This is a genomic window from Thermococcus atlanticus (genome assembly GCF_054657855.1).
In genome coordinates this window covers 1-25723 of record NZ_BAAHXX010000001.1, presented here as the reverse complement: position 1 = coordinate 25723, position 25723 = coordinate 1, and the positions used below count along the sequence as shown (strand labels likewise).

At 50.6% G+C, this 25723-nt stretch carries 23 protein-coding genes and 3 pseudogenes; 15 read left to right on the top strand and 11 right to left on the bottom strand.

The features are described 5' to 3' along the window. Positions 1-6: 6 nt before the first annotated feature. Genes ACYQ27_RS00130 through ACYQ27_RS00120 form a run of 3 tightly spaced genes read right to left on the bottom strand, consistent with a single transcriptional unit; the run spans position 7 to position 6020 of the window. On the bottom strand, positions 7-3567 hold the full coding sequence (locus ACYQ27_RS00130) for an ATPase, T2SS/T4P/T4SS family (RefSeq protein WP_460040709.1): 3561 nt from the start codon (positions 3565-3567) through the stop codon (positions 7-9). Beyond that, positions 3506-4579 (bottom strand): hypothetical protein, encoded by a 1074-nt coding sequence (locus ACYQ27_RS00125; RefSeq protein ID WP_460040708.1) that lies wholly within the window; start codon positions 4577-4579, stop codon positions 3506-3508. Before ACYQ27_RS00125 ends, ACYQ27_RS00130 begins: the two co-directional genes overlap by 62 nt. A gap of 10 nt (positions 4580-4589) precedes the next feature. Beyond that, positions 4590-6020: a DUF515 domain-containing protein gene (locus ACYQ27_RS00120; RefSeq protein WP_456453066.1), complete on the bottom strand. Its 1431-nt coding sequence runs from the start codon at positions 6018-6020 to the stop codon at positions 4590-4592. A gap of 92 nt (positions 6021-6112) precedes the next feature. On the opposite strand from ACYQ27_RS00120, the gene ACYQ27_RS00115 reads away from it, so the two are divergent. Together ACYQ27_RS00115 and ACYQ27_RS00110 are read left to right on the top strand one after the other, a co-directional pair. Further along, entirely contained in the window at positions 6113-6445 is a 333-nt protein-coding gene (locus ACYQ27_RS00115) for a TIGR04076 family protein (RefSeq protein ID WP_456394427.1), read from the top strand. Continuing rightward, the gene (locus tag ACYQ27_RS00110; RefSeq protein WP_460040707.1) at positions 6402-7475 is read left to right on the top strand and encodes a GTPase; all 1074 of its coding nucleotides are present in this window, start codon (positions 6402-6404) and stop codon (positions 7473-7475) included. Before ACYQ27_RS00115 ends, ACYQ27_RS00110 begins: the two co-directional genes overlap by 44 nt. Here the strand turns inward: ACYQ27_RS00110 and ACYQ27_RS00105 are convergent. Both ACYQ27_RS00105 and ACYQ27_RS00100 read right to left on the bottom strand, forming a co-directional pair. Beyond that, the gene (locus ACYQ27_RS00105; protein WP_460040706.1) at positions 7472-9415 is read right to left on the bottom strand and encodes an ABC transporter permease; all 1944 of its coding nucleotides are present in this window, start codon (positions 9413-9415) and stop codon (positions 7472-7474) included. The two genes, ACYQ27_RS00110 and ACYQ27_RS00105, sit on opposite strands and share 4 nt — an antisense overlap. After that, positions 9384-10064: an ABC transporter ATP-binding protein gene (locus tag ACYQ27_RS00100; protein WP_460040705.1), complete on the bottom strand. Its 681-nt coding sequence runs from the start codon at positions 10062-10064 to the stop codon at positions 9384-9386. Before ACYQ27_RS00100 ends, ACYQ27_RS00105 begins: the two co-directional genes overlap by 32 nt. 89 nt (positions 10065-10153) lie before the next feature. Between ACYQ27_RS00100 and trm14 the strand changes: the two genes are divergently transcribed. The 11 genes and pseudogenes from trm14 to ACYQ27_RS00045 all read left to right on the top strand — a co-directional run bounded on the left by trm14 (position 10154) and on the right by ACYQ27_RS00045 (position 18574). Continuing rightward, a complete protein-coding gene (gene trm14, locus ACYQ27_RS00095) occupies positions 10154-11251 on the top strand; it encodes a tRNA (guanine(6)-N2)-methyltransferase (protein WP_460040704.1) in 1098 nt (365 codons plus the stop codon). Positions 11252-11363: 112 nt separating this feature from the next. After that, positions 11364-12551 (top strand): phosphate ABC transporter substrate-binding protein PstS, encoded by a 1188-nt coding sequence (gene pstS, locus ACYQ27_RS00090; protein ID WP_456454248.1) that lies wholly within the window; start codon positions 11364-11366, stop codon positions 12549-12551. A gap of 45 nt (positions 12552-12596) precedes the next feature. Further along, positions 12597-13376, top strand: coding sequence for a sugar phosphate isomerase/epimerase family protein (locus tag ACYQ27_RS00085; protein WP_460040703.1), 780 nt, complete (start codon positions 12597-12599; stop codon positions 13374-13376). Beyond that, complete coding sequence (locus ACYQ27_RS00080; protein ID WP_456454238.1) at positions 13373-14089, top strand: metallophosphoesterase family protein; 717 nt, start codon at positions 13373-13375, stop codon at positions 14087-14089. Before ACYQ27_RS00085 ends, ACYQ27_RS00080 begins: the two co-directional genes overlap by 4 nt. 1 nt (position 14090) lies before the next feature. After that, positions 14091-15005 carry a phosphate ABC transporter permease subunit PstC gene (gene pstC / locus ACYQ27_RS00075; RefSeq protein ID WP_456454240.1) on the top strand — a complete coding sequence of 305 codons (915 nt, stop codon included), beginning with the start codon at positions 14091-14093 and terminating at the stop codon, positions 15003-15005. Further along, positions 14992-15831 carry a phosphate ABC transporter permease PstA gene (gene pstA, locus ACYQ27_RS00070; protein ID WP_456454242.1) on the top strand — a complete coding sequence of 280 codons (840 nt, stop codon included), beginning with the start codon at positions 14992-14994 and terminating at the stop codon, positions 15829-15831. Before pstC ends, pstA begins: the two co-directional genes overlap by 14 nt. Continuing rightward, the gene (locus tag ACYQ27_RS00065; RefSeq protein ID WP_456454244.1) at positions 15828-16604 is read left to right on the top strand and encodes a phosphate ABC transporter ATP-binding protein; all 777 of its coding nucleotides are present in this window, start codon (positions 15828-15830) and stop codon (positions 16602-16604) included. The genes pstA and ACYQ27_RS00065 overlap by 4 nt, the downstream gene beginning before the upstream one ends. Continuing rightward, on the top strand, positions 16601-17125 hold the full coding sequence (locus tag ACYQ27_RS00060; RefSeq protein ID WP_456454246.1) for a phosphate signaling complex PhoU family protein: 525 nt from the start codon (positions 16601-16603) through the stop codon (positions 17123-17125). Before ACYQ27_RS00065 ends, ACYQ27_RS00060 begins: the two co-directional genes overlap by 4 nt. 86 nt (positions 17126-17211) lie before the next feature. Then, entirely contained in the window at positions 17212-17814 is a 603-nt protein-coding gene (locus tag ACYQ27_RS00055; protein WP_456454252.1) for a phosphate signaling complex PhoU family protein, read from the top strand. A gap of 111 nt (positions 17815-17925) precedes the next feature. After that, a pseudogene (locus tag ACYQ27_RS00050) lies at positions 17926-18150 on the top strand (class I SAM-dependent methyltransferase); the annotation flags it as partial. 40 nt (positions 18151-18190) lie between these two features. Next, positions 18191-18574, top strand: coding sequence for a hypothetical protein (locus ACYQ27_RS00045; RefSeq protein WP_460040702.1), 384 nt, complete (start codon positions 18191-18193; stop codon positions 18572-18574). Positions 18575-18577: 3 nt separating this feature from the next. Here ACYQ27_RS00045 and ACYQ27_RS00040 read toward each other — a convergent pair whose 3' ends face one another. The 5 genes from ACYQ27_RS00040 to ACYQ27_RS00020 all read right to left on the bottom strand — a co-directional run bounded on the left by ACYQ27_RS00040 (position 18578) and on the right by ACYQ27_RS00020 (position 22537). Continuing rightward, entirely contained in the window at positions 18578-19255 is a 678-nt protein-coding gene (locus ACYQ27_RS00040) for a fumarylacetoacetate hydrolase family protein (protein ID WP_460041741.1), read from the bottom strand. Positions 19256-19329: 74 nt separating this feature from the next. Beyond that, entirely contained in the window at positions 19330-20685 is a 1356-nt protein-coding gene (locus tag ACYQ27_RS00035) for a hypothetical protein (protein ID WP_460040701.1), read from the bottom strand. A 72-nt stretch (positions 20686-20757) separates the two neighbouring features. Beyond that, entirely contained in the window at positions 20758-21915 is a 1158-nt protein-coding gene (locus tag ACYQ27_RS00030; protein WP_460040700.1) for a tryptophan--tRNA ligase, read from the bottom strand. 134 nt (positions 21916-22049) lie between these two features. Further along, entirely contained in the window at positions 22050-22322 is a 273-nt protein-coding gene (locus ACYQ27_RS00025; RefSeq protein ID WP_460040699.1) for a type II toxin-antitoxin system RelE family toxin, read from the bottom strand. 2 nt (positions 22323-22324) lie between these two features. Further along, positions 22325-22537: a hypothetical protein gene (locus ACYQ27_RS00020; RefSeq protein ID WP_460040698.1), complete on the bottom strand. Its 213-nt coding sequence runs from the start codon at positions 22535-22537 to the stop codon at positions 22325-22327. A gap of 357 nt (positions 22538-22894) precedes the next feature. Here ACYQ27_RS00020 and ACYQ27_RS00015 point away from each other — a divergent pair, with 357 nt between their 5' ends. Next, positions 22895-23044, top strand: a complete 150-nt coding sequence (locus ACYQ27_RS00015; RefSeq protein WP_460040697.1) for an antitoxin AF2212-like protein — start codon at positions 22895-22897, stop codon at positions 23042-23044. 560 nt (positions 23045-23604) lie between these two features. Here ACYQ27_RS00015 and ACYQ27_RS00010 read toward each other — a convergent pair. Continuing rightward, positions 23605-25005: pseudogene (locus ACYQ27_RS00010) on the bottom strand (acetate--CoA ligase family protein). A 133-nt stretch (positions 25006-25138) separates the two neighbouring features. Between ACYQ27_RS00010 and ACYQ27_RS00005 the strand changes: the two are divergent. Further along, a pseudogene (locus ACYQ27_RS00005) lies at positions 25139-25715 on the top strand (winged helix-turn-helix domain-containing protein). Positions 25716-25723 lie beyond the last annotated feature (8 nt).

Here is a 25723-nt window from a genome sequence, read left to right as displayed (position 1 = left end):
TCACCTTCAGAGCAGATCACCAACCTTGCTGCTGCTCGTGCTTAAGAGACCCGTATCCGCTTCTATCCTTTTCAGGAGGCTCTCCTGATCTATGTAGAACTGCCTTATATAATGTCCCACCTTTTCAATTCCCCTTATGCCCCTCTCAATCATCCAGTCGAGTATTATCTTACGTTTTTCCCTTTCCACCTCAAGCTCCGCTATGCTCATGCCGGTGTGGTGGGCAAGATCAGCCATAAACCTGCTCGGGACACCCGTCGACTCAAGCTCGTCCTTGGCAGGGTCATACTTGTAAAGTTTATTTAGCTGCACGCTCTCACCCTCTATCCCCGAAACCTCTGCAATTTCCGTAACACGCCTGATGACGCCCTTCTTCCTGCTGTTAAAACGAATGAGCATCAGAATGATATCCAGCGCCGGGATCATAATCCTCGGAACATTCATGGGCGGGCTTTCCAGCCTTATTATGGTTTCACGGGCGGAGTTGGAGTGGATTGTTCCCATGCAGTTGGAGACGAGTATGCCGTTGGCAACGTAGTTGTGATCTCCGTCAACCGTCAGGTCATAGAGGTATTCGATTCCAAGGGCTTCGGGGTCAACCTCCTCAACGCTCACAACCTCGTCCCAGTAGACGTCTCCCTCGGCTATGAGCTGAAGCCTCTTTGCCTGAACCCATGAATCTTCATCTCCTACGTCCTCAGCCACCCTCTGGAATGCCAGCGCTATGCCCTTCAAAGCGGAACGCCTTATCTCGCCCACCCTGCCCTTTTCGATGTGCCTTATGAGGCTCTCCGAGACTTTTTCACCGGCGTAATGTGAGGCGAGCTTTGAGAGCTCTGCAACAGTTAGACCGAGCTTCTTCCTCAGGGGAAGGAGCATGGAGCCTGAAATCGGCACACGATATGTCCTTCTTCCGCGATAGGGCTTTTTGCTTCTAAGTATCTCCTCAAGCTTTGCCCTTTTCCTTGAGTGCTGAAGCGGTATTAACCGATGGAACTTTTTGAGATCGTCAATGCTGCTTATCACGATGCGGTATATGATATCCTCCTTGAAACCTCTGTTCCTCACCCTTGAGACCGTGCTCACTATGCCAAGCCTCTGGAGGGCATACCATATCTTTCTCGCCGCCTTCTCGCTCTTGGTGGTCAGGATCACCGAAGGTCCACTCTCATCCACATAACCATCCGCATCGAAGAGTCCTGCAATAAAGTATCCCATTAGCTCATCGTTGGACAGAACAATATCGGGAACATCCCATATCTCCGACTTCCTGCCCTTGGGTATCCCGAATATCCTTGAGAGCATTTCGGCGAAAATCTTTGAACCGATTGTAACGACAGTGCTTGTGCCATTGGTTTTTATCTGGGGTGAATACCCGGGAAGGAACTTTGAGGTGGCGTTTATGAAAGCATTCATATAACCTTCATCATCAAAGGTCGCCGAGATGTAATACCCGGTTGATGCTATGTATCCGTCGCCCAGCAGAACCCCCGTGAGGTATGCCAGGTCTTCATTAACCTCTCTTACGAGCTTTACAGGATTGGAGTTGACGGAGAGCAGGAACCGGGCTCCCTCCGGTGGAATTCCATCGTTGGGAACTTTAACCCCGTTGGGAACGAGGTAGTAATCGCTTATCCCCTTGTAGAGCCCGGGATTGATTGTGGCCCTTTTCTGGGGCGGCCTGGGAGGCCTCATCATGATTGCAACTCTATCGCCCGGCTTCAGCTTCCCCGCCTCTTTCCTCATGACATCGCCATCGGAAAAGACGAAGAAAGGATGCGTCTTTGTGAGCACCACCTCATTGCCCGTGTGCGTCTTTATACGCATCAACCTCTCGCCCTTTCTAACCCTTCTGCGCCAGACCCTTGAGACGACATGCTTCCCGGCCTTCAGGTCGGTGCCGACGCTAACGACCTCGAAACGATCCTCCTCGTCGAGAACTATATACTCCAGATCCCTGTATGTCTCAATCCTGTCAGAGTACTTCTCAAAGAGCTTCTCCACGACATCCCCTATAAGCTCAAATCTGCCGTCGGGGAACTGGATCACCGAAAAATCATAGAGCGCGCCATTATGCCCGGTGTTCATTGCTGTGAACATGGTTCTCGCTTCGGGGCCACGAACCTCACCGACTATAATCCTGTCCGGACGCATACGGAGGGTGTTCCTGACGAGGTCATCCATTGTGACCTCTCCCCTGCCTTCGAGGTTGGGTGGCCTCGTCTCAAGCCGCACCCAGTGTTCTATGGGCAGCTGAAGCTCCGCCGTGTCCTCTATACTGATGACCCTCTCGCTGGGAGGTATGAACATCGCCAAGGAGTTCAGCATGGTGGTCTTTCCGGAACCGGTTCCGCCGGCAACCAGGATATTGGCGGGTTTAACACCGAGGCCGTCAACGAAGATCCAGAGCAGGGCCGCTATATCCGTGTTCAAGGTACCATATTTTATCAGATCGATTATGGTCAGCGGGTCCCGCTTGAACTTTCTAATTGTTATGGTGGGCCCTTCAAGGCTTATCGGCGGAATGGTGGCGTTGACTCTGGAGCCATCGGGCAGACGGGCATCCAAAAGAGGGCTCTGCTGGTCTATTCTCCTCCCAACCTCCCTCGCAATCCTCTCTATGATGTTCATAATCTCCTTCTCGTTCTCAAAGAGGATGTTCGTTTTGCACATGTTAAAGCGCCTGTGCCACACATAAACTGGCTTGCTGGTTCCTATGACCATTATCTCCTCAAGGTTATCGTCCCTGACAAGGGGATCGAGCCTGCCGTAGCCTATCATGTTCTGGACAATGTACTCAGAGAGAAACTCAATCCTCCCCTCTGACATGTGGGGATTTACCTCCTTTATCATGTCGCGCACGGCTTTCAGAAAAACCCTCCGCCGCGTCTCGAAATCAGGTATGCTCTCGGGATCAATCTGAATCTCGGAGATAGCCCTCTCCTTTATCTTCTTCAGAAGCCTTTTTTCATCGTCGCTCAATCTGGGCATGCGGAGCTCATATATAGGAACAGGCTCTCCCCTCACCTTAAGTATGCGCACATTCCCGTATACATCGAGAACCTTAACTTCCCCGGAGTAAGTTTGATAGACTGACTCGGTTCCTTCCCTTTTTGCCGTTCCGAGGAGGTCTCCCAGTGAGGGGGCGGGTTTGGCAGGCTCGGAACTCTGGAGGATGCTCTCCAGGGAGCTTCCTCCCTGCTGGTAATAAGGAGCTATCGGCTTTCTCTCTTCTTTTTCTCTATGTGGGGCCCTTTTTTCAACCCGCTGCGCCTCACCACCCTTAAGAATGTCCGCAAGCATGATGTGGCCTGAAGGCATGGTTTTTCTGACTTTCCTCTCCTTTCCGGCCTCTTTCCCTCTCTCCTCTTTTCCGGTATTATTCGAGAGTATCTCCCCGAGGGTAAGGCCACCGCCCCCCATGAGGTTCCCGAGGGGGGGCTTTTTTTCTTTCGATTCCTTCTCCTCACCCTTCTTCTTTTTCAGGATGTCTTCAAGAGGGGCACTATCTTCGTTCAAAATTTCCTCTATCCAGGATAACCCAGACTTTTTCTTTTTCTCCCCCACTTAGGCTCACCTTTTCATTATTATTCCAGCTCACGTGATATTTAATATCCAGACTCTTACCGAGCCAGATTATCCACACAGGATAGTCAAGGAAAGTGGTGTTTTCCCTCTTCACAGGCCGGGGCTGTGTCACAGAGACTCCTGCAAGCAGACTGCCTGTAAGGGAGAATAGATTATCTGAAACCTGCAGGGTTTCGGGTTTCTTCTTCTCTATCCCAACACCGCGGTATTCATCCACGAACTTCTCCATGTACTCATTGTATGTCATCGTGTAGTTCGGCTCAAAATCATAGTGGGCCGCACCGGCAAATATCACGGGCAGGGAAACCGCAAACACCGACCAGAACTCACCGCTTTCATCGGGCACGTTTATCAGCCTGAAAGTAACTGTTCCGGAGTACTTCAGTATTTTAACATATCCATCTATCAGGGGAAGCAGGCTCGTTATATCCACAACCTCGGGGGTGTTGATGATCTGCGGGTAGAGCACATCACATATCGGGTTTGAAAGCCCCTCATTTACGGAAACGGTGCCGTTGGAAACAGTCCCGTTTTCAAAGGTCAGATCCGTTATCTGCCCTCCGCCGCAGAGGCTCCGGTAGTCCTTCATCTGGGGAAGATAGGAGGTGCTGTTTGTGATTCTGAAATTGACAACGACAGTCTCGTACGGCCTGATCCAGAAGCCGAGGTGATAGTTAAGCGTGTTGGCGCTGAGGTTGTTTATGTGATACACTGTTTTCCCGCTCGTGTCTCTGATGCCGATTACGTATTCCCCGTTGTTCCTCCGGTAGACTGTAAAGTCATACCTCGGGTTGACCATGACGAACTTCGGAAATGGAGCCGTGTTGATTAGGGTGACATTCAGATTTATCATGACCTCTCCCCGGATTCCGATGTTGTTGTGGTGTTTGTATCCCTCCGTGGGGTCTGTTCCGGGGAGTGTGTATGAAGCTGCCAGCACTGGTGCCGCCAGAAGGAGGATCATGAAAAAAGAAAGCAGAGGGCGTTTCATTGCAACCACCTCATTTGGATACCTTTGCAATGTAGATGAAGTTCTGCTGGGAGAGTATATCAGGTACAAAGACCGATGGGACTTTGATTATCACCATAACCTGCGTGTTTGCATCCATAACCAGCATTCCCGAGAGCTTCTCCAGGTCTACTATCTCCCATCCATAGCTCTGAAGCTCCTTTTTAACCTCATCGGCAGCCTTTATCTTGCCAGCCGCCACGGCTTTGAGAATCTCGGAAAGGTCAACATTGTAGTTATAAGATGCGGATGAGGACTGGCTTGAGCTCTGTGATGTGGAGGTGGTATCACTTGAGCTCTCTCCGTTAGAAATTGATGTTCCTGCCGGGGTGTATGCTCTCGAATGCTGTTCCGAGTAGGAATCCGATGAGGAGGTGCTTGATGAGCTTGACTGGGACTGGGACTCCCTGGCGGAGATTATTCCAGCCTGCTTTGGCAGCAGAACGAGTTCAACATACCCCATGTTGGCTATCTCCCTGTACGGACTGCCGGTTGAATTCTTGGAGAATATGACTATCTTGTCCCCAGGAGATAGAAACGCACCGTTTATCCTGTCCCTGGGCAGGACGAGGGCTATGTCAACCATCTCAACCTTGCTAACGCGGTACTGCATTATTTCGTTGTAATCCAGGAAGCTCCCTATCAGGGTCTTCGCTTCATCCTTTGTGTATATCTTTTTCATGCCTCCCTTTTCCAGAAGGACATTCTGTGTGGGGGTGCTGTCAATCAGGAAGTAGTAGTAGTCCTTCCAGAGTTCAAGGAGATACGGGGCTGCGCTGGTTGAGTTGACCTCCTGCACGGTTTTGGCGCTCATAATCTGATTTTCAAGAGACTGGAGAACCCCAAGGGCTTTTTTCCTGATGTCCTCCGGGAGGGGTCTGGAAAGCAGGGGCTTGAATTCAAGCTTGATTTCGTCAATCTTCTTCCTCTTTGTTTCATTCAGGATTTTTTCCTGCTCCATCCGTCTCTGCTTTTCAAGTTCCTGCTGATATTTCTGAAGGACATCCTTATACGCGGCCTTGACGTCTATTTTGTTAACCTGCTCAACAGACTGCGCTGCGGCTATTTCATTGAGAAGCTCTGCCTTCTTCGTTTGTGCATAGGAAAAGTTCATGATGTTGCCCTTGAAATAGGCATCAACCTCCGCAATCTTCGCTTTCTTGGCCTGTTCAAGTTCTCTGGCTCCCGCACCCTTGTAATATGAGTAGACTCCCCATGATACAGCGAGAATGATTATTATTACGATTGTGGAGCCAATTAAAATCCTTTTTCTGCGTTCTCTTTCACGGACGCTCCCTATACGGCTTATCCTCCGCGGAGGTTTGGCGGGTTTGGGTTTTACAGGCTTCACAGGCTCGGATTCGGCGCTCGCCTTACCAAGCTCCCGTAAACGCCGAATTTTAGCTTCAATATCCTCGGACACGTTGAGCACCACCATCAGCAGTTATCATGAAAAGCATTCCCCTCTAAGTTAGCTTTTTGAATTCAATACTTTATTTAGATTTCGGTGGTTGCATGGAAAGATTAACCGTGCGGGTGGTTGAGATTCGTGGAAAATGCCCTGTATTCAAAAGAGGGGATAGAATAGTCATCGAGGGGCCGAAAATAAATCTTGAGGAAACCGACGCGATATGCACCCATGCATTTGCATCGCTGCTCCCGTACATAGTCGCTCTCCGAAAGGGTATTAAGCCGAGAGAGCTAGGCCTAGGCAGGGGAGAGAAAGCTTACATCCAGTGCCTCGACCCCGGGCCGCCATACACCGACGGCGGAACTGTGATATTCGAGATAACGGTGGTGAGAGATGAAGCAGAGGAAGGCGTGGAGAGTGGTGAAAGAGGTAGTTGAGGAGGCCGATATCATTGTTGAGGTAGTTGATGCGAGGGATCCGATAGGGACGAGGAACAGAAAGCTTGAGAGGCTCGTTCAGGAGGATGGCAAGCCACTCCTCATCGTTATGAACAAGGCAGATTTGGTGCCCAAGGAGTGGGCAGAGGAGTACAAGAGGAGGAGCGAGATACCGCTTGTTTTTATCTCCGCCCGTGAGAGGAAGGGGACCGGAATCTTAAGGAAAGAACTCAAAAAGCTCGCAAAACCCTTGCTAGATGAGAGGGATAAGGTTAAGGTCGCCCTCATAGGCTACCCCAACGTTGGGAAGAGCACGATAATCAACACGCTGAAGGGCAAGAAGGCCGTCGGCACCGCCCCAATACCGGGATACACGAAGGGGAAGCAGCTGATAAGGCTCAGCAAGAAGATATGGCTCCTCGACAGCCCGGGAGTTGTTCCCATCGATGATTTCGACGAGCTGGTGATTAAGGGCGGCTTTCCAGCCGATAAGATAGAGGAACCTGTAAAGCCGGCCCTCAAGCTCATAGGCAGAATCCTCGAAACGAGGAAGGAAGCGATAACCGAGAAGTTCGGAATAGAGGAGTTCGAGAGCGAGGAGGAAGTCCTCAGAAAGATAGGGGAGAGGAGGGGTTTGATAAAGGCCGGAGGAGAGGTTGACATCGAGGAGACGGCAAGGTGGTTCCTGAGGGAGTGGCAGACGGGCCGCTTTACCCTCTTCGGGAAGGGGGAGAAGAGAGGGGAGGACTTTACCTGGGACTTCGAGGACGTCCTCGACGGAATCGAGAAAGACCTTCTCCTCGACCCGAGGAGAATTCTCTGGAAATACGGGGACGAACTCAGAAAAAAGCTCGACAACCGGAAGCGCGTGGGGATAAGGGAGATAGAGGGCTTTACCGTCGGGATAGCGACCGGCTTCAAGAAGTGCGACGGCGGGATAAAGCTCCTCGAAAGGCTCACCGGCAAGCACGTTTTAGCGAGCGAGTGCTTTGGGAAGAAGTGGAAAGGGGTCGTGGCGATTCTCGATTAGGCCCTTAAAGCGTTAACCACGTCCAGCCTTCCCATAATCCTTCTAACCACCAAGACAGTAAGCAGGGCATAGGCAAAGTAGAGGACCGGCAGGAGAGGAAGAATCCGCAGGGCATCGCCGAGTGAGAGGTTGACCGGCAGAAGTATGTTGCCGATGTAGTAGCCCACCCTGATTGCCGGCGCGAGAGCCAGCAAAGATCCGATGACTGCCGAGGGGACGGTTTTTGCCAGAAACTCCCGCTCGACGTGCGAATCCGGAATCCCTATGGCCTTGAGCGTGGCGTAGACCTTCTCGTTGCCCTCGACCTCGAGGTAAATCAACGTAAAGATAGCGAAGACGCTGACGAGGAAGGTAACGAGCATAACCGTGTAAACAGGCGTTTTGAAGAGCACGAGATTCTGCCGGGTCATTCTCCTGAGGTCCCCGAGCGTGTAGACCTTGAATCCCTGAGCTTCAAGCTCTTCCTTGACCTTCTCCGGGTCGCTTACTTTCATAAAGTCCATCGTCGGCTCGACGAATCCCTGACTCGGGAGGAAGAGGGCACGGTAGTTGTGGAAGAACGCATTACTGATTCCGACCACACGGTAGACCCTGTTAACGCCGAGAAGGTTCACCCTAATCCTATCTCCAACCTTGATGTGGAGCTTCCTCGCGAGGCCGACCTCAACGACAGCCTCGTCCGACCTTTCGAACCACCTTCCTTCGAGGAGAGTTTTCTCGAAGATGCTTTTGCTGTCGAAGAAGTAGATTTCCGTCGTGATTCCGTTCACGCTCTGACCACTCAGGTAAGCAACTTTCTCGCCCGGGAGCTTTGCTACCTTCTCAGGACTGCCAATGACCCAGATGTTGAAGGGCGCACTGAAGTTGGCGAGCTTCTCTATACCTGCCAAGGCAAAGTAGGCCGAGCTCGATGCCAGGAAGGCTATGAAGAAGACGGCCAGGAACTTGACGATGGAAGACCTCTTGGGGAAGAAGCGCAGGGCCTCAATCGTCCTGATCCGCGAGATGTAGAGGTAGGGCAGAGAAACCATTAGGATTACGGCAAGGGTTATCAGAACGTCGAACTTGAGAGGGTAGAGGTAGTTCGGCCTCAGCGGGATTGATGCAAAAAGGCTCGAACGGCTTCCGAGAAGAATTCCGGGAAGGATTCCGGCGGTGTAGCCGAGGAGAGCGACGATTAGGTAATCGCCGACGAAGAGCGTGAAGACGAAGGAATCGGGAATGCCCAGTGCCTTGAGAACGCCGACCTCCCTCGTGCTACCCCTGATGTGGGCGACCGTCACGAGAACCTTGACGAGGAGTGCCGTTCCGAGGAGGAGATAAAAGAAGCTCATGACGAAGTTTTTAACGTTCCCAATCTCATCGGCGTAGGGAACGTGGCCGTTCTGATAGACCATGAAGTAGCGAATCCTCGCGTGTCTCATCAGGAACTCGGCCAGAGCTTTCGTGTCGTTGCAGCGCATAAAGACGTAGAGGTAATTGCCTTTCTCCATCGTCAGGACTACCGGCTTGCCCATCAGATAGTAGTATGACCCGAGAACCGTGTAGGTCTTCCCGTTGACCTCGATTTTATCGCCCCTCTTCGCCTCCGGGAAGGCCAGAACGTAGACGCCATTCGGAGAGCTCTGAACTCTGGGAACCTTGAAGCGTCCGTAGCCGATTAAGGCGTTGTAGTTTTTCCCGTTCAGCCTGACCATGCCCTCGTGGTAGTACATGTAGTTCACGATCTCGCCGAAGCGCGTGAGGTTTTCAACGGTCACGCCCTGAGCAATGAGCTCAACGTTGCCGATGTGTGAGAAATCGTTTATAGTTCCCACAAAGCTCCCGATTCCGCCGAGCGTGAAGTTGATGCCGAAGCTGAGGAAGGCGAAGATTAGAAAAACCGTCACGGCTCTTTTTTTCTCGCGCCTAAGCTTTGCGAAGGTTACCTTTGACATCATGAACCTCACCGTCCCTCAGGAGGATTAAGACGTCAGCAAAGCGGAAGAACTCCCTCTCGTGGGTCGCCGCTATTACAGTTACGTCCTCCTCCCTGCTTATCCTCTTCAGAAGCTCCCAGATTCTAACTTTGTTCTCCCAGTCGAGGTTCGCCGTCGGCTCGTCCGCGAAGAGGTACCTCGGCCTGTTCGCCAGTGCCCTCGCTATGGCAATCCTCTGCATCTCTCCACCGCTCATGTGCTTCGGAAGTTTGTCGGCGAGGTGCTCGGCGTTGACGAGCTTCAAAAGTTCTCTCGCCCTCTTCTCGGGGCTCTCAACCTTCCTCGAGTATTTCATCGGCAGGAGGACGTTCTCAAGGCCGGTAAGGTACGGCACGAGGTAGAAGAACTGGAAAACGATTCCAAAGTTTTCGAGGCGATAACGCCTTAGCTCCTTCTCCTTCAGTGAATGAATCTCAACGCCGTCAACGAGAACCTTGCCGGAGCTCGGCCTGTCTATTCCGCTCAGAATGTTGAGGAGCGTCGTCTTACCGCTCCCGGAGGCGCCAGCAATAACGTAGAACCTCCCGTCCTCGAAGGTCAGGTTTATCCCCTTAAGGGCCGTCACGTTTCCGAACTCGTAGTGCTTGGAAACGTTATAAACCTCAATCACGCGTCATCACCTTACATGAAGAAGTTATATGAAAGACATTAAAAGTTTTGTTTCGAAGCCCATTTAAACCCCCCATCAAAGTTAGAGCCATGAGGCTCCTGCTGACGACTTCACGGGGAATAGAGGACATAGCCAGAGCTGAAGTAAGTGCACTGCTGGACAAACTTGGAGTTTCATTTCGGGTGGAGGAGAGGCCTTTGGGCGTCGAGGGTAGGGTTCTGGCTGAGGTGGGCGAAGCTTTCTACACCGACGAAAAGGGACGGAAGAGGGAGCTGAGCGTTTCAACCTATCTCAACGAGCACTCAAGGCTCCTGCACAGAGTAATAGTCGAGATAGCGAGCGGGAGGTTTGAGGGAATATGTGAAGAAGAGCCCGACCTTGCCCTCAGGAGGATAGAGGAGTTTGTCTCGGAGCTCCCGGTGGAAAGGTACGTCAAGGTGAGCGAGAGCTTCGCCGTGAGGAGCTTCCGGAAGGGGGAGCACGGGATAACGAGCATCGATATATCCAAGACCGTCGGAAAGGCGATATTCGAGAGGCTTGAGCGCTTTGGCAGTCCAAAAGTGAACCTCGACCATCCCGCGGTTATTTTCAGGGCGGAGCTCGTTGGAGACGTCTTCTTCCTCGGGATAGATACCACCGGAGATAGCTCGCTCCATAAGAGGCCTTGGCGCGTTTACGACCACCCCGCCCATCTGAAGGCGAGCATAGCGAACGCCCTCATAGAGCTGACAGAGCCGGACGGAGGGCCCTTCATCGACCCCTTCTGCGGGAGCGGGACGATTCCGATAGAGCTGGCCCTGAGGGGCTACACCGGAGAGATAATCGGTCTTGAGAAGTTCAGGAAGCATCTGATCGGGGCAAAAATGAACGCCCTCTCGGCCGGGGTTTTTGACCGGATAAACTTCATTCTCGGAGACGCCACGAGGATGAGCGAGTACGTTGAGGGCGTTGCCTTCGCCGTCAGTAATCCCCCCTACGGCCTGAAAATCGGGCGGAAGAGCATGATACCAAAGCTCTACATGGACTTCTTCGCGGAGCTCGCCAAGGTCCTCGAAAAGCGCGGGGTCTTCATAACCACCGAAAAGAGGGCAATTGAGAGAGCAATCAAGGAGAACGGCTTCGAAATCAAGCACCACCGGCTCATCGGACACGGCGGACTGATGGTTCATCTATATATTATTACGTGATCTATTTGTTCTATATACTTATACCCACATAAATATAGTTAAATATATTGAACTATATTCTATTGCGGCAATCTTTATATTTTCACCGTTTTATTCTCAAAACGGTGATACCATGAAAAAGGCCTTCGCCCTGATGGCTGTTGGAATCCTCCTATTTGCCGTCCTTTCAAGCGGCTGCATAGGAGGCAGTACCTCGACCCAGACTCCCACGACGGTTACCCAGAAGGAGACCGTCACAAAGACCGTCAGCACAACAAAGGTTGAGGAAAAGACAACAACTGTCACAGCAAAACCGGTTGTTTTGAGAACCACAGGAGCAACATTTCCGATGTACCAGATTCAGAAGTGGATTGAAGTTTACCAGAAGCTCCATCCCGATGTTAAGATCGAATATGAAGGTGGAGGCAGCGGGCACGGACAGGAAGCTTTCCTTAAGGGCTTAACCGACATCGGAAGAACCGATCCTCCAGTTAAGGAGGATGTGTGGAAGAAATTCCTAGCCACAGGAGATCAACCGCTGCAGTTTCCCGAGGTTGTTGGAGCAGTTGTTGTATCGTTCAACGTTCCGGGGGTTAAAGAGCTCAAACTCAGCAGGGAAGTTTTAGCTGAGATATTCCTCGGTGAAATTCAGTACTGGGATGATCCAAAAATAAAGAACCTCAATCCTGATGCAAAACTTCCGCACGAAAAAATCATAGTCGTGCACAGGAGTGATTCAAGCGGAACAACCGCCATATTCACAACTTACCTCAGCCTGATAAGCAAGGAGTGGGCTGAAAAAGTCGGTGCTGGAAAAGTAGTAAACTGGCCCGTCGACAAGATGGGCAGGGGGCTGGCAGGAAAGGGCAACCCCGGTGTCGTTGCAATTCTCAAGCAGACCAAATACAGCATAGCATACACGGAGCTCTCATATGCCATTAACGAAAACCTTCCAGTCGCTGCCCTTGAGAACAAGGCCGGCAAGTTCGTTAAACCAACGGGGGATACCATCAAGGCAGCTGTTGCAAACGTCAAAGCGTTCATACCAAGCCCCACGGAGGGCTACAAAGAAAACCTCAAGCAGCTTCTTGATGCTCCGGGTGATGAGTCCTACCCGATTGTGGCATTCACCCATATGCTGGTGTGGGAAAACAAGAACGGAAAGCACTACGGTCCGGAGAAAGCTAAGGCCATAAAGGCCTTCCTCAAATGGGTTCTCACGGAAGGCCAGAAACCGGAGAATCTCGCTCCCGGCTACGTTGGTCTCCCGAAAGAAGTTGCTGAGATAGGTCTCAAAGCAGTTGATATGATACAGGGGTGATTTTTCATTATTTTCACTTTACCTTTTTGACTGGAGGGTAAAGAAATGAAAGTCGGCGTAAACTCCTTCATAATCAGGGAGATTTCAGGCCACGGCTTTTCTGTAGATGAGCTTCCACTTGATGTAATCGAGCTGGGCTTTGATGATATGCCGGTTTTAACTCCCTCTGGGATAAACTGGGAGGTACTGCACGAGCTCCTCTCTCTCAACGTTGATTTCACGCTTCATGCTCCCTGCTCCGATGGAAAGAACATCAAACTTGATCTCGGGGTAAATTCGAGAAAAAATATCAGGATAATGGAGAACGTTTTCAGAATAGCCCAGATCCTTGATGCTGAATACGTTGTTGTTCATGGAGGAGATATCGGGAACAACTATCACAGGGCATTTATAAACACAAAGAGGCAGCTCATGGAAATAGCAACGATAGCCGAGGAATATGAAGTGAAGCTCGTCATGGAAAATCTAACTGACAACAGAATCGGGGCTTTTCCACACGAGCTACTCCCGTTCCTCGAAAAAAATGTTTCAGTATGCCTCGACATAGGACATGCATTTCTGACATCACTGAAATACGGGCTTGATATCGGGGAGTACTTCCTGCTCGATGATATAGAGCATGTGCACCTTCACGACAACGGCGGCGCGAGAGATGAGCACATGGCTATGGGGGAAGGCCGCATCGATTTCAACAATATTCTTCCAAAAATACTGTTTAGAAAGCCAAAGAACATCATCTGGGAGATCAGAGAGTATCAGAAAGAGGATAATGTACTCAGAAGCATTCTATCAGTTAAAAGTCCCAAAATCAGGGTGGTTCGATGAGATTCGTACATGTAACGGATGTACATACAGTATCAACGGAGAGGGAATGCCGGGAATTCTACGGCGTATCACTCAATCCAAGAATGACACTGCTAAAGGCAGCAAAATGGATCAAAAAATTGGATCCAGAATTCGTGGTGGTCACGGGGGACATAGCGGCCATGGCAGATAAGAGCTATGCAGACCGAGTGCTGGGCTGGTATCTCACATTCAAGGAGTTTTTTGTGGGGCCCCTTGAGAGGGGAGGGATTAAGGTGTTCCTGATTCCGGGAAATCATGATGTCAACAAATCTTTCGGGCTTGATGTTTATAAAGCCCTCTTCGGACAGGATAGCTATTTCGTTGATATCGATGGAACGAGGCTCATCTTCATAACGCCTAAGATGAGGACAAGAAAATGCAGACCAACAGATGAACTGATAAACTGGCTCAGGGAGATTGTAATCCCAAGATCCATCATATTCTCCCATTATCCACTTTCTCAGTGGAAAAGAAAGGAGGAAATACTTGACATTATTGACGGAAATGTGATCGGATTCTTTTCGGGCCATCTTCACAGAAACAGCCTCAGGCTTGACAATGGCTTTCCGGAAGTGCAGACCTCAGCGCTCTCCGGCAGCTGGTGGAATTTGTGGGGGGATGAGGGAAGCATCAGAATAGTCCGGGTGGATCAGAGAGGAATCTCCTCAAAAATAGTTTCGGCAGGTGGTTGATATGAGGGACAGACTGAAACTGATCCTGTTTCCTGCGGTAATTTTTGTTTTTGTGCTCTTTGCCCTGATGCTCGGGGTTTACTTTTACAACTCAATGCCGATATTTCACAGGGAGGGCCTTGATATATACCTGAAGAACATCTGGAACGCTGCGGAAGAGGCGGAGAAAGAGTACTACGGAATTCTGGCGGCAATCTGGGGAAGTGTCTATACATCCCTCGTGGCACTCATTATAGCTCTTCCCCTCGCAATCGCATACTCAATATTCGTCGTTGATTATTCTCCCAAAAAGCTCAAGAACATCCTCATAATACTCTCGGACGTCATGGCTGGCCTGCCGACGATCATCTACGGTATATGGGGTGTGTTTGTCCTCGCACCACTCCTGAGAAGATACATCATGCAGCCCCTCCATGACCACTTTTCATTCATACCTTTCTTTTCTTACCCCCCTCTATCCGGCTTTTCATACTTCTCGGCCGGAGTCCTTCTCGGAATAATGGTAACACCCTTTGCCTCTGCCATAATAAGGGAAGCATATCAGATGATACCCTTCACATACAGAGAGGCAGCCTACAGCCTCGGCACCACCAAACTTGAGGCAACAAAAATACTCCTCGGATACATACGGCCGGCAATATATTCCGGGACAATACTGGCATTCGGCAGAGCTGTCGGAGAAACGGCGGCGGTTAGCCTCATTATAGGAAACACGTTCAACCTGACACTCGCTCTGTTTGCACCGGGATATACGATATCATCATTGATAGCAAATCAGTTCGGGAACGCCTTTATCTACAGCTACATGACATCCGCACTGTTTGCCGCAGGTCTTGCACTGTTTGTTATAGGACTTGCCGTCAATATCCTCGGAATTCACATGCTGAGGAGGTGGGAACGCAATGTCAAGCTATGATTACAGCATAAGGAAGATCAAAGAAAAGGCATTCCTGCTCATCGTAGCATTTCTGACGTTCACAATGTTCATTCCACTGTTCCATATCTTCCTCACCGTTTTCATCAGAGGATTTCCGGTTCTGGCTGAGAACGGGACAAAATTCATAACCGGCACCTTTCAGGACAGAGGAATAGGGCCGGCCATCCTCGGGACACTGATGCTCGTTGTTCTCGCATCCCTCTTGGGACTGCCGGTCGCATTGCTCGTTGGAATCTATGCCTATGAATACCCCCGGAGCAGCATCGGAAAGATAACAAAAGCCCTCCTTCAGATAATGCTGGAATTCCCAACAATACTCGTCGGAATCTTTGTAATGCAGATCCTCGTGGTTCCCATGGGCTCATATTCCGCCCTGGCCGGGGCTCTGTCACTGGCAATAATAATGATGCCATACATAGCGGTGTATACAACGGAGGCACTCAGACAGATACCCTTCACCTACAGGGAAGCCGCATTCGGTATGGGTCTGACGAGGATTAAGGTGGTTTTCAGAATTCTTATTCCCATGGCAAAGAGAGGTATCCTGACAGGTGTCCTGATAGGGATTGCAAAGGTTGCCGGAGAAACCGCACCCCTCTTATTCACCGCCGGCGGAGCATACCAGACGTACTATCAGGGCATCACAAAACCCGTGGGTGCAATTCCCCTTTTGATATACCAGCTCATCCAGAGTCCGAGCAATGAATACCATGAGATAGCCTGGGGGGCTTCACTTGTGCTCCTAATGATATTCCTCGCACTGTTCATTCCGGTAAGACTGAGTCTTAAGGAGGTGAAATTATGAGCATAACCTCGGCCGAGCTCGCAATTGAAACCGTCAGGCTGAAGATATGGTACGGGGATAACATGGTTATAAAGGGGATCAATCTCAAGATTCCAAAAAACGTTGTATTTGCCCTGATGGGTCCGAGCGGATGTGGAAAATCAACCCTGTTAAGGGCGTTTAACAGACTCCTCGAACTCAGAGATAACACAAGGGTTGAAGGTGAGGTCAGACTGTTCGGGAAGAATATTTACAGGGAGGATGCGGATCCCATTGAAATAAGGAAAGACGTTGGCATGGTCTTCCAGTATCCGAATCCCTTCCCCCACCTAACGATTTACGACAACGTTGCAATTGGTGTTAAGCTCAACGGACTTGTTAAGAACAGAGAAGAGCTTGATAAAAGAGTTGAGTGGGCTCTAAAAAAAGCAGCGCTCTGGGATGAGGTGAAGGACAGGCTCAGGGATTATCCTGCAAATCTGAGCGGGGGGCAGAGGCAGAGACTCGTCATTGCACGGGCACTGGCCATGAAACCTAAAGTGTTGCTGATGGACGAACCCACAGCAAATGTTGACCCTGTCGGCACAAAGAAAATTGAAGAGCTGCTTTTCGAGCTGAAGCAGGATTACACAATAGTCCTCGTTACCCATTCACCCGCCCAGGCCGCCCGTATAAGCGATCATGTTGCATTCCTCTACCTCGGAGAGATCATTGAGATGGGCCCAACAAGAAAGGTTTTCGAGAATCCTGAACATGAGCTAACCGAGAAGTATGTAACGGGGGCACTTGGATGAAATCACGGCTTTTCAGGGAAATCCAAAATCTCTTCAAGGAACTGGGGAATACCGCTATGGATGCACTTTGCCCTGAAACGATTGGGGATGAAGTCAGAACGGAGGAACTTCTATGGAAAGCGGCTGATCTGAGAGAGAAACTCAATGACAAAACCATAGAGGCCTTAATACGATATCAGCCCCTAGCAAGGGATATGCGGTTCATAAGGGCGGTTCTCGGCTCGACGTATGACACATACAGGGTGGTGCGTCATGCCTCACGGATCAATGTTGTCCTGAATATCTCCCCCGACGAAAAGGCTGAGCATGTCGCGCGTGATGTGTTTAACCTGATCCGCCCGTGGTTAAACCACGGAATATCCGCGATTGGCAGGGACGCCCGGATACCCGTGGATGATCTTCCCTTTTTGAGTCTTCGTTCGAGGAACTGTGGGAGCATTTCTCGAAAACAGATGATCCAAAAATTATGGCCGTGCTCATTCATGGAGAGGGAATATCCAATCATACAAAACACATTCTAAGCTCCGCCCTGTATTATCAGATGGGGAGGAAGGGGCTGGAAAAGTCCCCCATACTTTTGATAACCTGAAACATTAAGGTGGTGGCTATGAGAAAGCTGCTTGAGATTGGTATGGATCAGATAAGAAAGCTGCTAAGGGAAATGGGAAACCATGCACTAGAGTCCCTCAACTCGGTTGAAAAAAGCATAGATGGCAGATTTGACTCCACAGAAGAGATTGCAAGCAGACTCCATATACTTAGGGGAGAGGTTCTTGACATCGCTACAGAGCTGCTCGTCAGGTATTCCCCGATGGCAGGTGATCTGCGCTTCATACAGAGTGCAATAGATGTTAGCTATGACCTGTACAGGATATCAAGGTATGCCATGGAAATAGAACGCACCCTTAAGATTACCGGTGTCAGCTGTGCCTTTGAAAGCTCAAGGTATGCCCTCAAAATTGTGAGGGATATGGTCGAGCTGGCGGTTAATGCTTTCCTCGAAGGGGATGAGGTGGCGATTGGAAGGCTTATGGAGATGGACAGGAAAGTCGATGGGCTCTACATAAACTCGATAGAACTGCTGACAGAGGACTCAAGTCCATGTGTGGCCGTTGAGGCTCTCATAATACGGCACCTTGAGAGGATAAGCGACCATGCCAAGTATATAGGCGAGGCTACAATCTATGTAAAGGAGGGAAGAAGGATTTAGGAAAAAAGAGCTCAAAACCTCATTGATGTTCATTCCCCATTTTTTCGGCCAAGACGTCCTCCTCAAAAGGGACTACAATGGACAGATAACCTGCCTTGAGAAGTTCAGGAAACTAATCTCCCCTACGGGCTGAAGATTAGGCGGAAGAGCGCGATTCCAAAGCTCTACATGGACTTCTTCGGTGAGCTGGCAAAGATTTTGGGGAAGAGGGGAGTCTTCATAACGACGGAGAAGAGGGCAATTGAGAGAGCAATCAAGGAGAACGGCTTCGAAATCAAGCACCACAGGCTCATCGGCCACGGCGGGCTGATGGTGCACACCTACGTGATTGAGTAAAACTTTTAAGCAAATTTTTCCTACTTTACTGGGTGGTTATATGAAGGCCAGAGCAATCGTTTTTGGCCTCACCGTTCTGGTGGTGCTTCTCGCAGGAGGGATATACTACGCCTTTAACTACAGGAGCATCAACTACGAGTGGAAGACCAACCTTGAGGACTACAAGGAGTACCGGCTCATCGGAGACTCGACTCTGAACGGCTACGTTAAGGCCGACGGCGAGATAAGCGTCTATATCCTGACCAAGGAAGACTTCGGGAGGCTCAAAAAAGGTGAGCCCTTCGAGTGCTACAAGGCGTGGGAGCATGTGAGAAGTGTCGAGCTAGATCACCTCAGGATTCCTGATGGGAACTACGTTCTTATCGTTAAAAACGAAGAGAACCACATGCAGTGGATTTCTGTAAAGCTCGTGGACAAGAAGTAAAAATCAGCACAGGATTGAGTCCTCCACCAGAACGTCGAACTCGACCTTCCCAATTCCCTCAATCCACGCCTCTACATGGTCGCCGTGCCTCAGCGGGCCTACTCCTGCTGGAGTCCCGGTCGCTATTATGTCGCCGGGCTCAAGGGTCATTATGGCCGAGACGTATTCGATTATCTCCTGGACTTTGAATATCATCTCGCTCGTCCTTGCAAGCTGTCTGAGCTGGCCGTTTACCTTAAGGCCGATTTCAAGGTCATCTATGCTCAGTTCGCGTTTATCAACCACCCTCGGGCCGACCGGTGCAAAGGTATCGAAGCCCTTCGCTACCGTCCAGGGGAGGCCCTTTCGTTTGGCCTCCCACTGCAGGTCTCTGGCCGTTATGTCGAGGAGTATCGTGTAGCCGAGGACGTAATCCATCGCCTTTTCCCTCGGAATCCTCCTTCCCCGCTTTCCTATTATAACCGCCAGTTCGACCTCGTGGTGGACCTCCCTGCTTTTTCTCGGGAGGATTATGGCTTCGTTCGGCCCTATAAGCGAGCTCGGCGGCTTGAGGAATATTACGGGCTCCTTCGGGACGTCATGGCCGAGTTCCTTCGCGTGCTCCGCATAGTTCCTGCCGAGACATACTATCTTGCTCGGCTTAAGCTCGTAAAAACTGTCGCGGAATGGAAGGCGAACCATCTTCAACACCAGACATAGTTGAACGCCCGAAGTTATAAAGCGCTCGCAGAAGAAGAGTTCGAGGAAGGTGAGGTTCAGGAGTTAAGGACCCTATGGAAAAGCCTACTGAAAATAAACAGAAGAACCAAGAGGACGAGTGAAGTCAAGAGCGAAACGAAGGCCAAAAAGGCCCCGTAGGAAGGCGTTGCCGTGCCCAATAAAACCGCGGTAAGGGCTATCACCAGGGGCGGCAGGAGGAGCGCCAAAAGTCCCCAGAGGGGTTTCCTCTCAATGAAGAGTGCAACGGCAGACCAGAAGAGTGTTATTTTGGCCGAAACGCCCAGGGGAGGATAATAAGTGACCGCACCGAGGATGAGGAAAGAGAGAGCTGCCGAGCCCACCGGCCTAAGAAGTCTCTTTCTCCCGGGACGAATACGATAGACCACCGCGAAAGCCGTTACGAGGATTATGGGCCCAAGGCCGCCCATCGTGAAAATGCCTCTCCACAAATCCATCACCGAGAAAAGGCTGCCGTAGGCCCTGAAAAATGTCACCAAACCCGGTTCTCCGGGTGTGTAGATGTAACCGTTTATCCGGGGAAATATTTTGGAGTAGAACCCCGTTGCGGGGCTTCTCACGATAGAACCTTCGCTTGAGTCCACAGGGACGAGCGCCGGGTCGCCGAAGAGAACTGCCTTAGGCCTCACCCCAACCTTCAGGAAGTACGCGTTACTTATCTGGACGAGCTTTCCCAGGGGATAACCCGAGGCCCAGAACCGCTCCGGGAGGTAGGAGACGCCGCCCATGTCTATTGAAGCAACTACTGCAGGAGAGCCCCTCCTGAGGAGGGCAAGCACAAGGGAATCGTTAGTCTCCCATACCCTTCCAACGTCGCAGGACTCCAAGACAAAGGCCTTTCCAGAGGGGTCGCCGAGACTGCCGGGATAGAATCCCCAGGAGCCCATATCCACGCCAGAGGGGCTGCCGTGCCCTTCAAGCCATATGAGGGATGCGTTTTCAGAAAGCCTCAGGTACTCATCGTAGCCAACTTTTCCTGCCCGGAGGAATATCGCCCCATCCGGCCTGAACTCCTGGAGCGAATACATGAGCGGAGCTATATCGGGCGAGCCTCCGACCGGCAGGAAACCGACGGCCGGGTCGTAGATTCCGTCCCCATCAAAATCCAGGCTGTCGTAGAGGGAGTAGACAAAACTCTCGTTAAACTTGGAATAGCCCACGACCAAGAGGGCGTAGTCATCGGAGTTTAGAAAGCTGAGGTTTGAGAAGTTCGAAACGACTACGGTTCCGTTGTGAAGTTCGGCAATCTCAAGGGCGTACGGCCGGAGATGAGGGAGATTTTCGTCGAGAATCACATAGTAGTGAGCCGAAACTGTGGGAGCAGGGAGGATAAAGACAAGAATCATGAGAAACGCAAGAACCGCCTTCCTCACTTTCAGCCCACCAGTAAAAGTTAACCCCGACAAGTATAAAAAAGTTTCGAGAAAATGGATTAAAAATCCTGATCAGCCCCTCAGCGGCTCCGGGATGCTCTTCTCCCACTGCTCCCTCGCCAGCTCGCCGGTGTACTTGAACTTCTCGACCTTCTTCTCGGCCTCCTTCCTCTTCCTCTGGTGCTCCTTCAGGAAGTCCCGGACACGCTTTATAAGGTCGCGCTTGCACTGCCCGCAGAGGAGCTCGCCGTTCTTGCATGCATGATAGCGCTCCATGAGCTTCTTGTCGTCCGGCTCGAAGAATATCTCGAACCACTTGAAGACGACGCACTTCTCCGGCTCCCCACCGTTCTCGCGCTGCTCCTTTGCTGTCGCCCTTCCACCTGTTAAAGCATACTTCCATATCTTCTTGCCGGCCTCCTCGGGGTCGTCGGTGAGGTAGACGGCAGTTTCGGGCTTGCTGGCGCTCATCTTGCCCTCAAGGCCCATCAGGCCGGGCACGAACTTGGAGTGAATTGCGGCCGTCTTGTAATAGCCGAGGCTCTCCGCAAAGTCCCTCTGGAGCCTCCAGTATGGGTCCTGGTCTATCGCCGCTGGAATGAGACAGCGCTTCTTCTCGAAGAAGGTTGGAGCAGCTTGAATCGCCGGGTAGAATATCATTCCTATCTTGCTCTGCTCCGTGAAGCCGAAGACCGCTTTGGCCATCGAGTAGTTTATCTTCTTCGCTATCGGTATCGCCATCTCGTAAATCTTTGTGAACTCGCTGTCCTGGAAGATGAATGTTTTATCGGGATCGAAGCCGACCGCTATGATGTCAAGGATGTTGTCGTAGGCCCATCTCTTGGTGTCGTCGAAGGTGAGCTTCTCCTTGAAGAGGAACTTCTCGTCGTCGGTTATCTGGACGTAGAGGTTGACGCCGAATTTCTCCTGGAGCCACCTGGTGGCGAAGAAGGGAATTATGTGGCCTATGTGCATCGGCCCGCTCGGGCCCCTCCCCGTGTAGAGAAAGAAGCCCTTTCCGCTCTCGTAGTCGGCCAGAACTTTATCGTAGTCCCTGTGGGAGAAGAAAAACCTTCTCCTGAAGTAGATGGGCAGTTCGCTCTTCGTGAGCTTTGCCGTTTTCTCAAGAAGCTCGTCCGTCAGCGGGCTCGTTCCGAACTCCTCTATCAGCTTCGCATAGTCAACAAGACCTTCAACGTCCCATGGGGTGACCTTAAACTCGTCGTCCATTCAAAACACCTCCATTTCCAGTGGAAACGAAACTCAAGGCTAAGCCCAAGCAGAAGAGGACTTCACCAGGGCCAAAAGCAATCACCGGGCATAGGTTAGAAAATGTGAAAAGAGGATTTAAAGTTTTTGGAGTCTCACTTATAAGCAGAGCCTCTCCACTCAAAGCGAAGAACTCTGACCCGAGAATTAATCCAATCAATAACGTAGATCAGACGGTAATCTCCAACTCTCACGGGATAAACGGACAAATCCCCCGTTCCCTTGAGCTTTTTCACATCATAGATGGCAGAGGGCACCGGCTCTTCCCGGAGGATTGAGAGAAAGTCGGGTATCCTCTGATACCGGGCGGGCTTTAGATTCGAGATGGCTTTAGCAACGCGGGGGTGAACCTCAACGGGGAAACCCATTTTCAATCCTCCGGTTTTGGTAGTTCCTCAAGCTTCACCCACTCAACAGACTCATCCCTGGCCTCTTTTATGAGTTCTTCAATTTTCCCCTCGCTCAGTTTGGAACTTTCTTCCATCAAAAGGTCTTCAAGCCTCTGAAGCTCACGCCGTATTCTCTTAAGTTCAGCCAGCACTAGCTCAACCGTTGTCCCGCTTACCTTCTCCAAGCCCACCACCGTGTCATGCTATACGGTGAAGAGTCTAAACGGGTTTTGCTACTGAGAGCGTTTATGAGAAGGGAGCACGGTTAAGGAAAACCTCCACAAGCTGGCTTGGCTCCGGAGAGAACCAAAAGACGACAGGAAAACGAGTAAAACACACAAAAAATCATGAGCTAAAACCACAACTGAGGGACTTTCTTATAGTACCTCCTGCCACAATAGATGCAACGATAAAGGGTGTAATCCCAGCCTTTGGAGCCCTCTATCGTGCCCTCGTACTCAAGGGGCTTGCCACATACCGGACAGGAATCCCGACCACGGTATTGCCCACACCATCATTAGCCTCAAAAGCAGAGTTCCATTGGTGAGACAATGGAGGTCACAGTCGAGGCCGTTTATGAAAACGGAATTCTAAGACCCAAAAAACTCAACATTCCCGAAGGGAGTAAGGTTACCCTCAAGATTCTGCCAAAGAGGGTATCGGAGAGGAACCTTTGGGATAGTCAAAATGGAGAAGGATGAGATCGATGCAATAATAGAGGAGATCGAGGATGAGTGGCAGGCCTAACGTTTTCTTTGACTCAAACGTTCTCATATACCACGGGTATAGAAAAAGCCAGATCTCTTATAGAAAGCGTTGAAAACGGCGATATAAGGGGATTCATAAACCCAATAGTTGCCCCCGGAGGTCATGTTCTTCTACATAAAGGTCAAAACGGGAATGAAATCCTACGAAATCAGGAGAACCCCTAAGTTCTGGCCAAGGTTCATCTGGAGCCGCTCTTTGAGCTCTTTTCCATATTCGGCATGCTGGATGTAAACTCTGAGATATTGGCGAACTCAAAGAATGCCATTGAAAAGTATCATTTGCTTCCAAATGACGCCTGATAGTCTCAACCTGCGAGTTCTACAGATAGAAACAATGGCGACCTTCGATGATGATTTTAAAAGAGTGGAGACGCTGAAGATACTGAAATAAGCGTCAGGTCTCAACAAGCTCTAAATCCCAGAATTCTAACCATGTTTATATAATCGTGCTTAGAAAATTTGTCGGTAGAATACCAAAAGGAAATAAAAAGCCATCAAAGCCTCCCATTCTCCCTCAGCCACTGGCCGTATTTCACGAGGGCATAGATGGCGTCGATGCCATCCCCAACTGTTTCATATACGGGAACGCCCTTTTCCTCAATCCTCCGGGCCATTCTTTCCGGATAATCCCCTCCCGGAGCGACGAAGACTATCGGCTTGCCGTATTCCTGCACCCGTTCCATAACATCAACTATGCCCCTCATCCAAAGCGGGGCTCTGGAAGAGCGCTATGACGACGAGAGCGTCGACGTTTTCATCCTCCAGCGCGTAGCGCATGGCAAGCTCGTACCTCTTTGATGGAGCATCGCCTATGACGTCAATGGGATTTCTGTAACTCATGTGATGGGGCAGTTTTCCTCCTCCACCGCCTTCGCAAACTTCTCATTGGTTTCTTCGCTCAGCTCGGCAAGCCTGAGGCCCTTCTCAAGCAAACCGTCGCTCATCATGACTCCAGCTCCACCGCCGTTGGTGACTACGGCAACCCTGTCTCCCCTTGCCGGTTTCTGCATTGTTAAAGCCTTCGCATAGTTGAAGAGCTGGCGCATGCTTTTGGCACTCAAAACGCCCGCCGTTCAAAAGCGGCCTCATATATTCTTGTAGGAACCGGCGAGGGAACCTGTATGCGATGCGGCAGCCTTCGCTCCGGCCTCGGTTCTTCCGGCCTTGAGAATCACAACCGGCTTGACCACCGTGGTCTCCTTGGCTCTCTGGAAGAACTTCCGGCCGTCCTTTACACCCTCAAGATAGGCAGTTATAACACCCGTCTTGGATCATCCTTCAGATAACTCATAAAGTCGCTCTCGTCCAGATCAGCCATGTTTCCCAGGCTGATGAACTTGCTCATTCCGATTTCATGCCTCGCAGCCCAGTCAAGGATGGCGGCCCCAAAGGCACCGCTCTGGCTCATGAAGGCTATTCCCCGAATTTCGGTCTCGCCTGCCTCTCCGGAGGATTGAAGTTGCAGTCGAAGCCGTTCTCAATGTTTGTAACACCGAGACAGTTCGGGCCAAACCACTCTTATTCCCCACTTTCTTGCCCTCTTCACGAGCTCCTCCTCAAGCTCAAACGTTTCCGGCCTCCTTAAAGCCCGCAGAGATGACCACAGCGGCTTTAACACCCTTCTGCCCGCATTCGTCAATGACATCAGGCACGAATCTTGCCGGAACTGCTATAACCGCAACGTCAACCTCGTCAGGTATATCCCTGATGCTCCTGTAGGATTTGAACACCTTTCCATTTACCTCAATGTCCTCCCCCTTTATGTTGACCGGATAAACCTTTCCGGTGAAGTGCATTGTCACGGAGCGCATTATCGAGTTTCCTATTTTCCCGGGCTTGTTTGAGGCCCCTATGACAGCAACACTCTCAGGGTAGAACAAAAAGTCGAGGTTCATGTCCCCACCTCCAGAGCCGCTTGGACTTTTACATTTATAAAACTTTCCAGCTTGGATAAATTATCCATAAAGGGAAAAGGTTATATTGCAGAACGCTCAAATTCAAATTAGAACGTTAAAATAGGTGAGCGGAATGACGAAGAAGGTTAAGGTTATTGCAGACCCGAAGTAATAAAGCTTATGCTCGAAGATACGAGGAGAAAGATTCTTCAAGCTGCTCAGAAACAAGGAGATGACTATTTCCCAGCTCTCGGAGATACTCGGCAAGACCCCCCAGACGATATACCACCACATCGAGAAGCTCAAGGAGGCCGGCTTGGTCGAGGTCAAGAGGACGGAGATGAAGGGCAACTTGTGGAGAAATACTACGGGAGAACAGCCGATGCATTTTACATAAACCTCTACCTCGGCGATGAAGAGCTCCGCTATATGGCGAGGGCAAGACTCAGGACAAAGCTTGAGGTCTTCAAGGCCCTTGGGTATAAATTCGACGAAGAGAAGCTTCTGGACACCATGGACAGGCTCCTGGAAAAAGAGCACGAATACAAAACCGAAATTTCCAACGATATAGAAGCCAGAGAGGAAAAACTGAAGGATTTCTCCAATGAGGACATTATACACGCCATAGAGTGGCTTTCAATGGCCAAAATCGGCCGGGACAGGGAGGCCTAAAACTGCTTGAAAGCCTGGGAGAAATCCTTAAGAAATGAAACACAAA

What these genes read in the sequence shown, in the direction of transcription:
- ACYQ27_RS00125 (WP_460040708.1), bottom strand. Translation starts at nt 4,579, where the DNA reads ATGAAACGCCCTCTGCTTTCTTTTTTCATGATCCTCCTTCTGGCGGCA.
- ACYQ27_RS00115 (WP_456394427.1), top strand. Translation starts at nt 6,113, where the DNA reads ATGGAAAGATTAACCGTGCGGGTGGTTGAGATTCGTGGAAAATGCCCT.
- ACYQ27_RS00110 (WP_460040707.1), top strand. Translation starts at nt 6,402, where the DNA reads ATGAAGCAGAGGAAGGCGTGGAGAGTGGTGAAAGAGGTAGTTGAGGAG.
- ACYQ27_RS00105 (WP_460040706.1), bottom strand. Translation starts at nt 9,415, where the DNA reads ATGATGTCAAAGGTAACCTTCGCAAAGCTTAGGCGCGAGAAAAAAAGA.
- trm14 (WP_460040704.1), top strand. Translation starts at nt 10,154, where the DNA reads ATGAGGCTCCTGCTGACGACTTCACGGGGAATAGAGGACATAGCCAGA.
- pstS (WP_456454248.1), top strand. Translation starts at nt 11,364, where the DNA reads ATGAAAAAGGCCTTCGCCCTGATGGCTGTTGGAATCCTCCTATTTGCC.
- ACYQ27_RS00085 (WP_460040703.1), top strand. Translation starts at nt 12,597, where the DNA reads ATGAAAGTCGGCGTAAACTCCTTCATAATCAGGGAGATTTCAGGCCAC.
- ACYQ27_RS00080 (WP_456454238.1), top strand. Translation starts at nt 13,373, where the DNA reads ATGAGATTCGTACATGTAACGGATGTACATACAGTATCAACGGAGAGG.
- pstC (WP_456454240.1), top strand. Translation starts at nt 14,091, where the DNA reads ATGAGGGACAGACTGAAACTGATCCTGTTTCCTGCGGTAATTTTTGTT.
- pstA (WP_456454242.1), top strand. Translation starts at nt 14,992, where the DNA reads ATGTCAAGCTATGATTACAGCATAAGGAAGATCAAAGAAAAGGCATTC.
- ACYQ27_RS00065 (WP_456454244.1), top strand. Translation starts at nt 15,828, where the DNA reads ATGAGCATAACCTCGGCCGAGCTCGCAATTGAAACCGTCAGGCTGAAG.
- ACYQ27_RS00060 (WP_456454246.1), top strand. Translation starts at nt 16,601, where the DNA reads ATGAAATCACGGCTTTTCAGGGAAATCCAAAATCTCTTCAAGGAACTG.
- ACYQ27_RS00055 (WP_456454252.1), top strand. Translation starts at nt 17,212, where the DNA reads ATGAGAAAGCTGCTTGAGATTGGTATGGATCAGATAAGAAAGCTGCTA.
- ACYQ27_RS00045 (WP_460040702.1), top strand. Translation starts at nt 18,191, where the DNA reads ATGAAGGCCAGAGCAATCGTTTTTGGCCTCACCGTTCTGGTGGTGCTT.
- ACYQ27_RS00040 (WP_460041741.1), bottom strand. Translation starts at nt 19,255, where the DNA reads ATGGTTCGCCTTCCATTCCGCGACAGTTTTTACGAGCTTAAGCCGAGC.
- ACYQ27_RS00030 (WP_460040700.1), bottom strand. Translation starts at nt 21,915, where the DNA reads ATGGACGACGAGTTTAAGGTCACCCCATGGGACGTTGAAGGTCTTGTT.
- ACYQ27_RS00025 (WP_460040699.1), bottom strand. Translation starts at nt 22,322, where the DNA reads ATGGGTTTCCCCGTTGAGGTTCACCCCCGCGTTGCTAAAGCCATCTCG.
- ACYQ27_RS00015 (WP_460040697.1), top strand. Translation starts at nt 22,895, where the DNA reads ATGGAGGTCACAGTCGAGGCCGTTTATGAAAACGGAATTCTAAGACCC.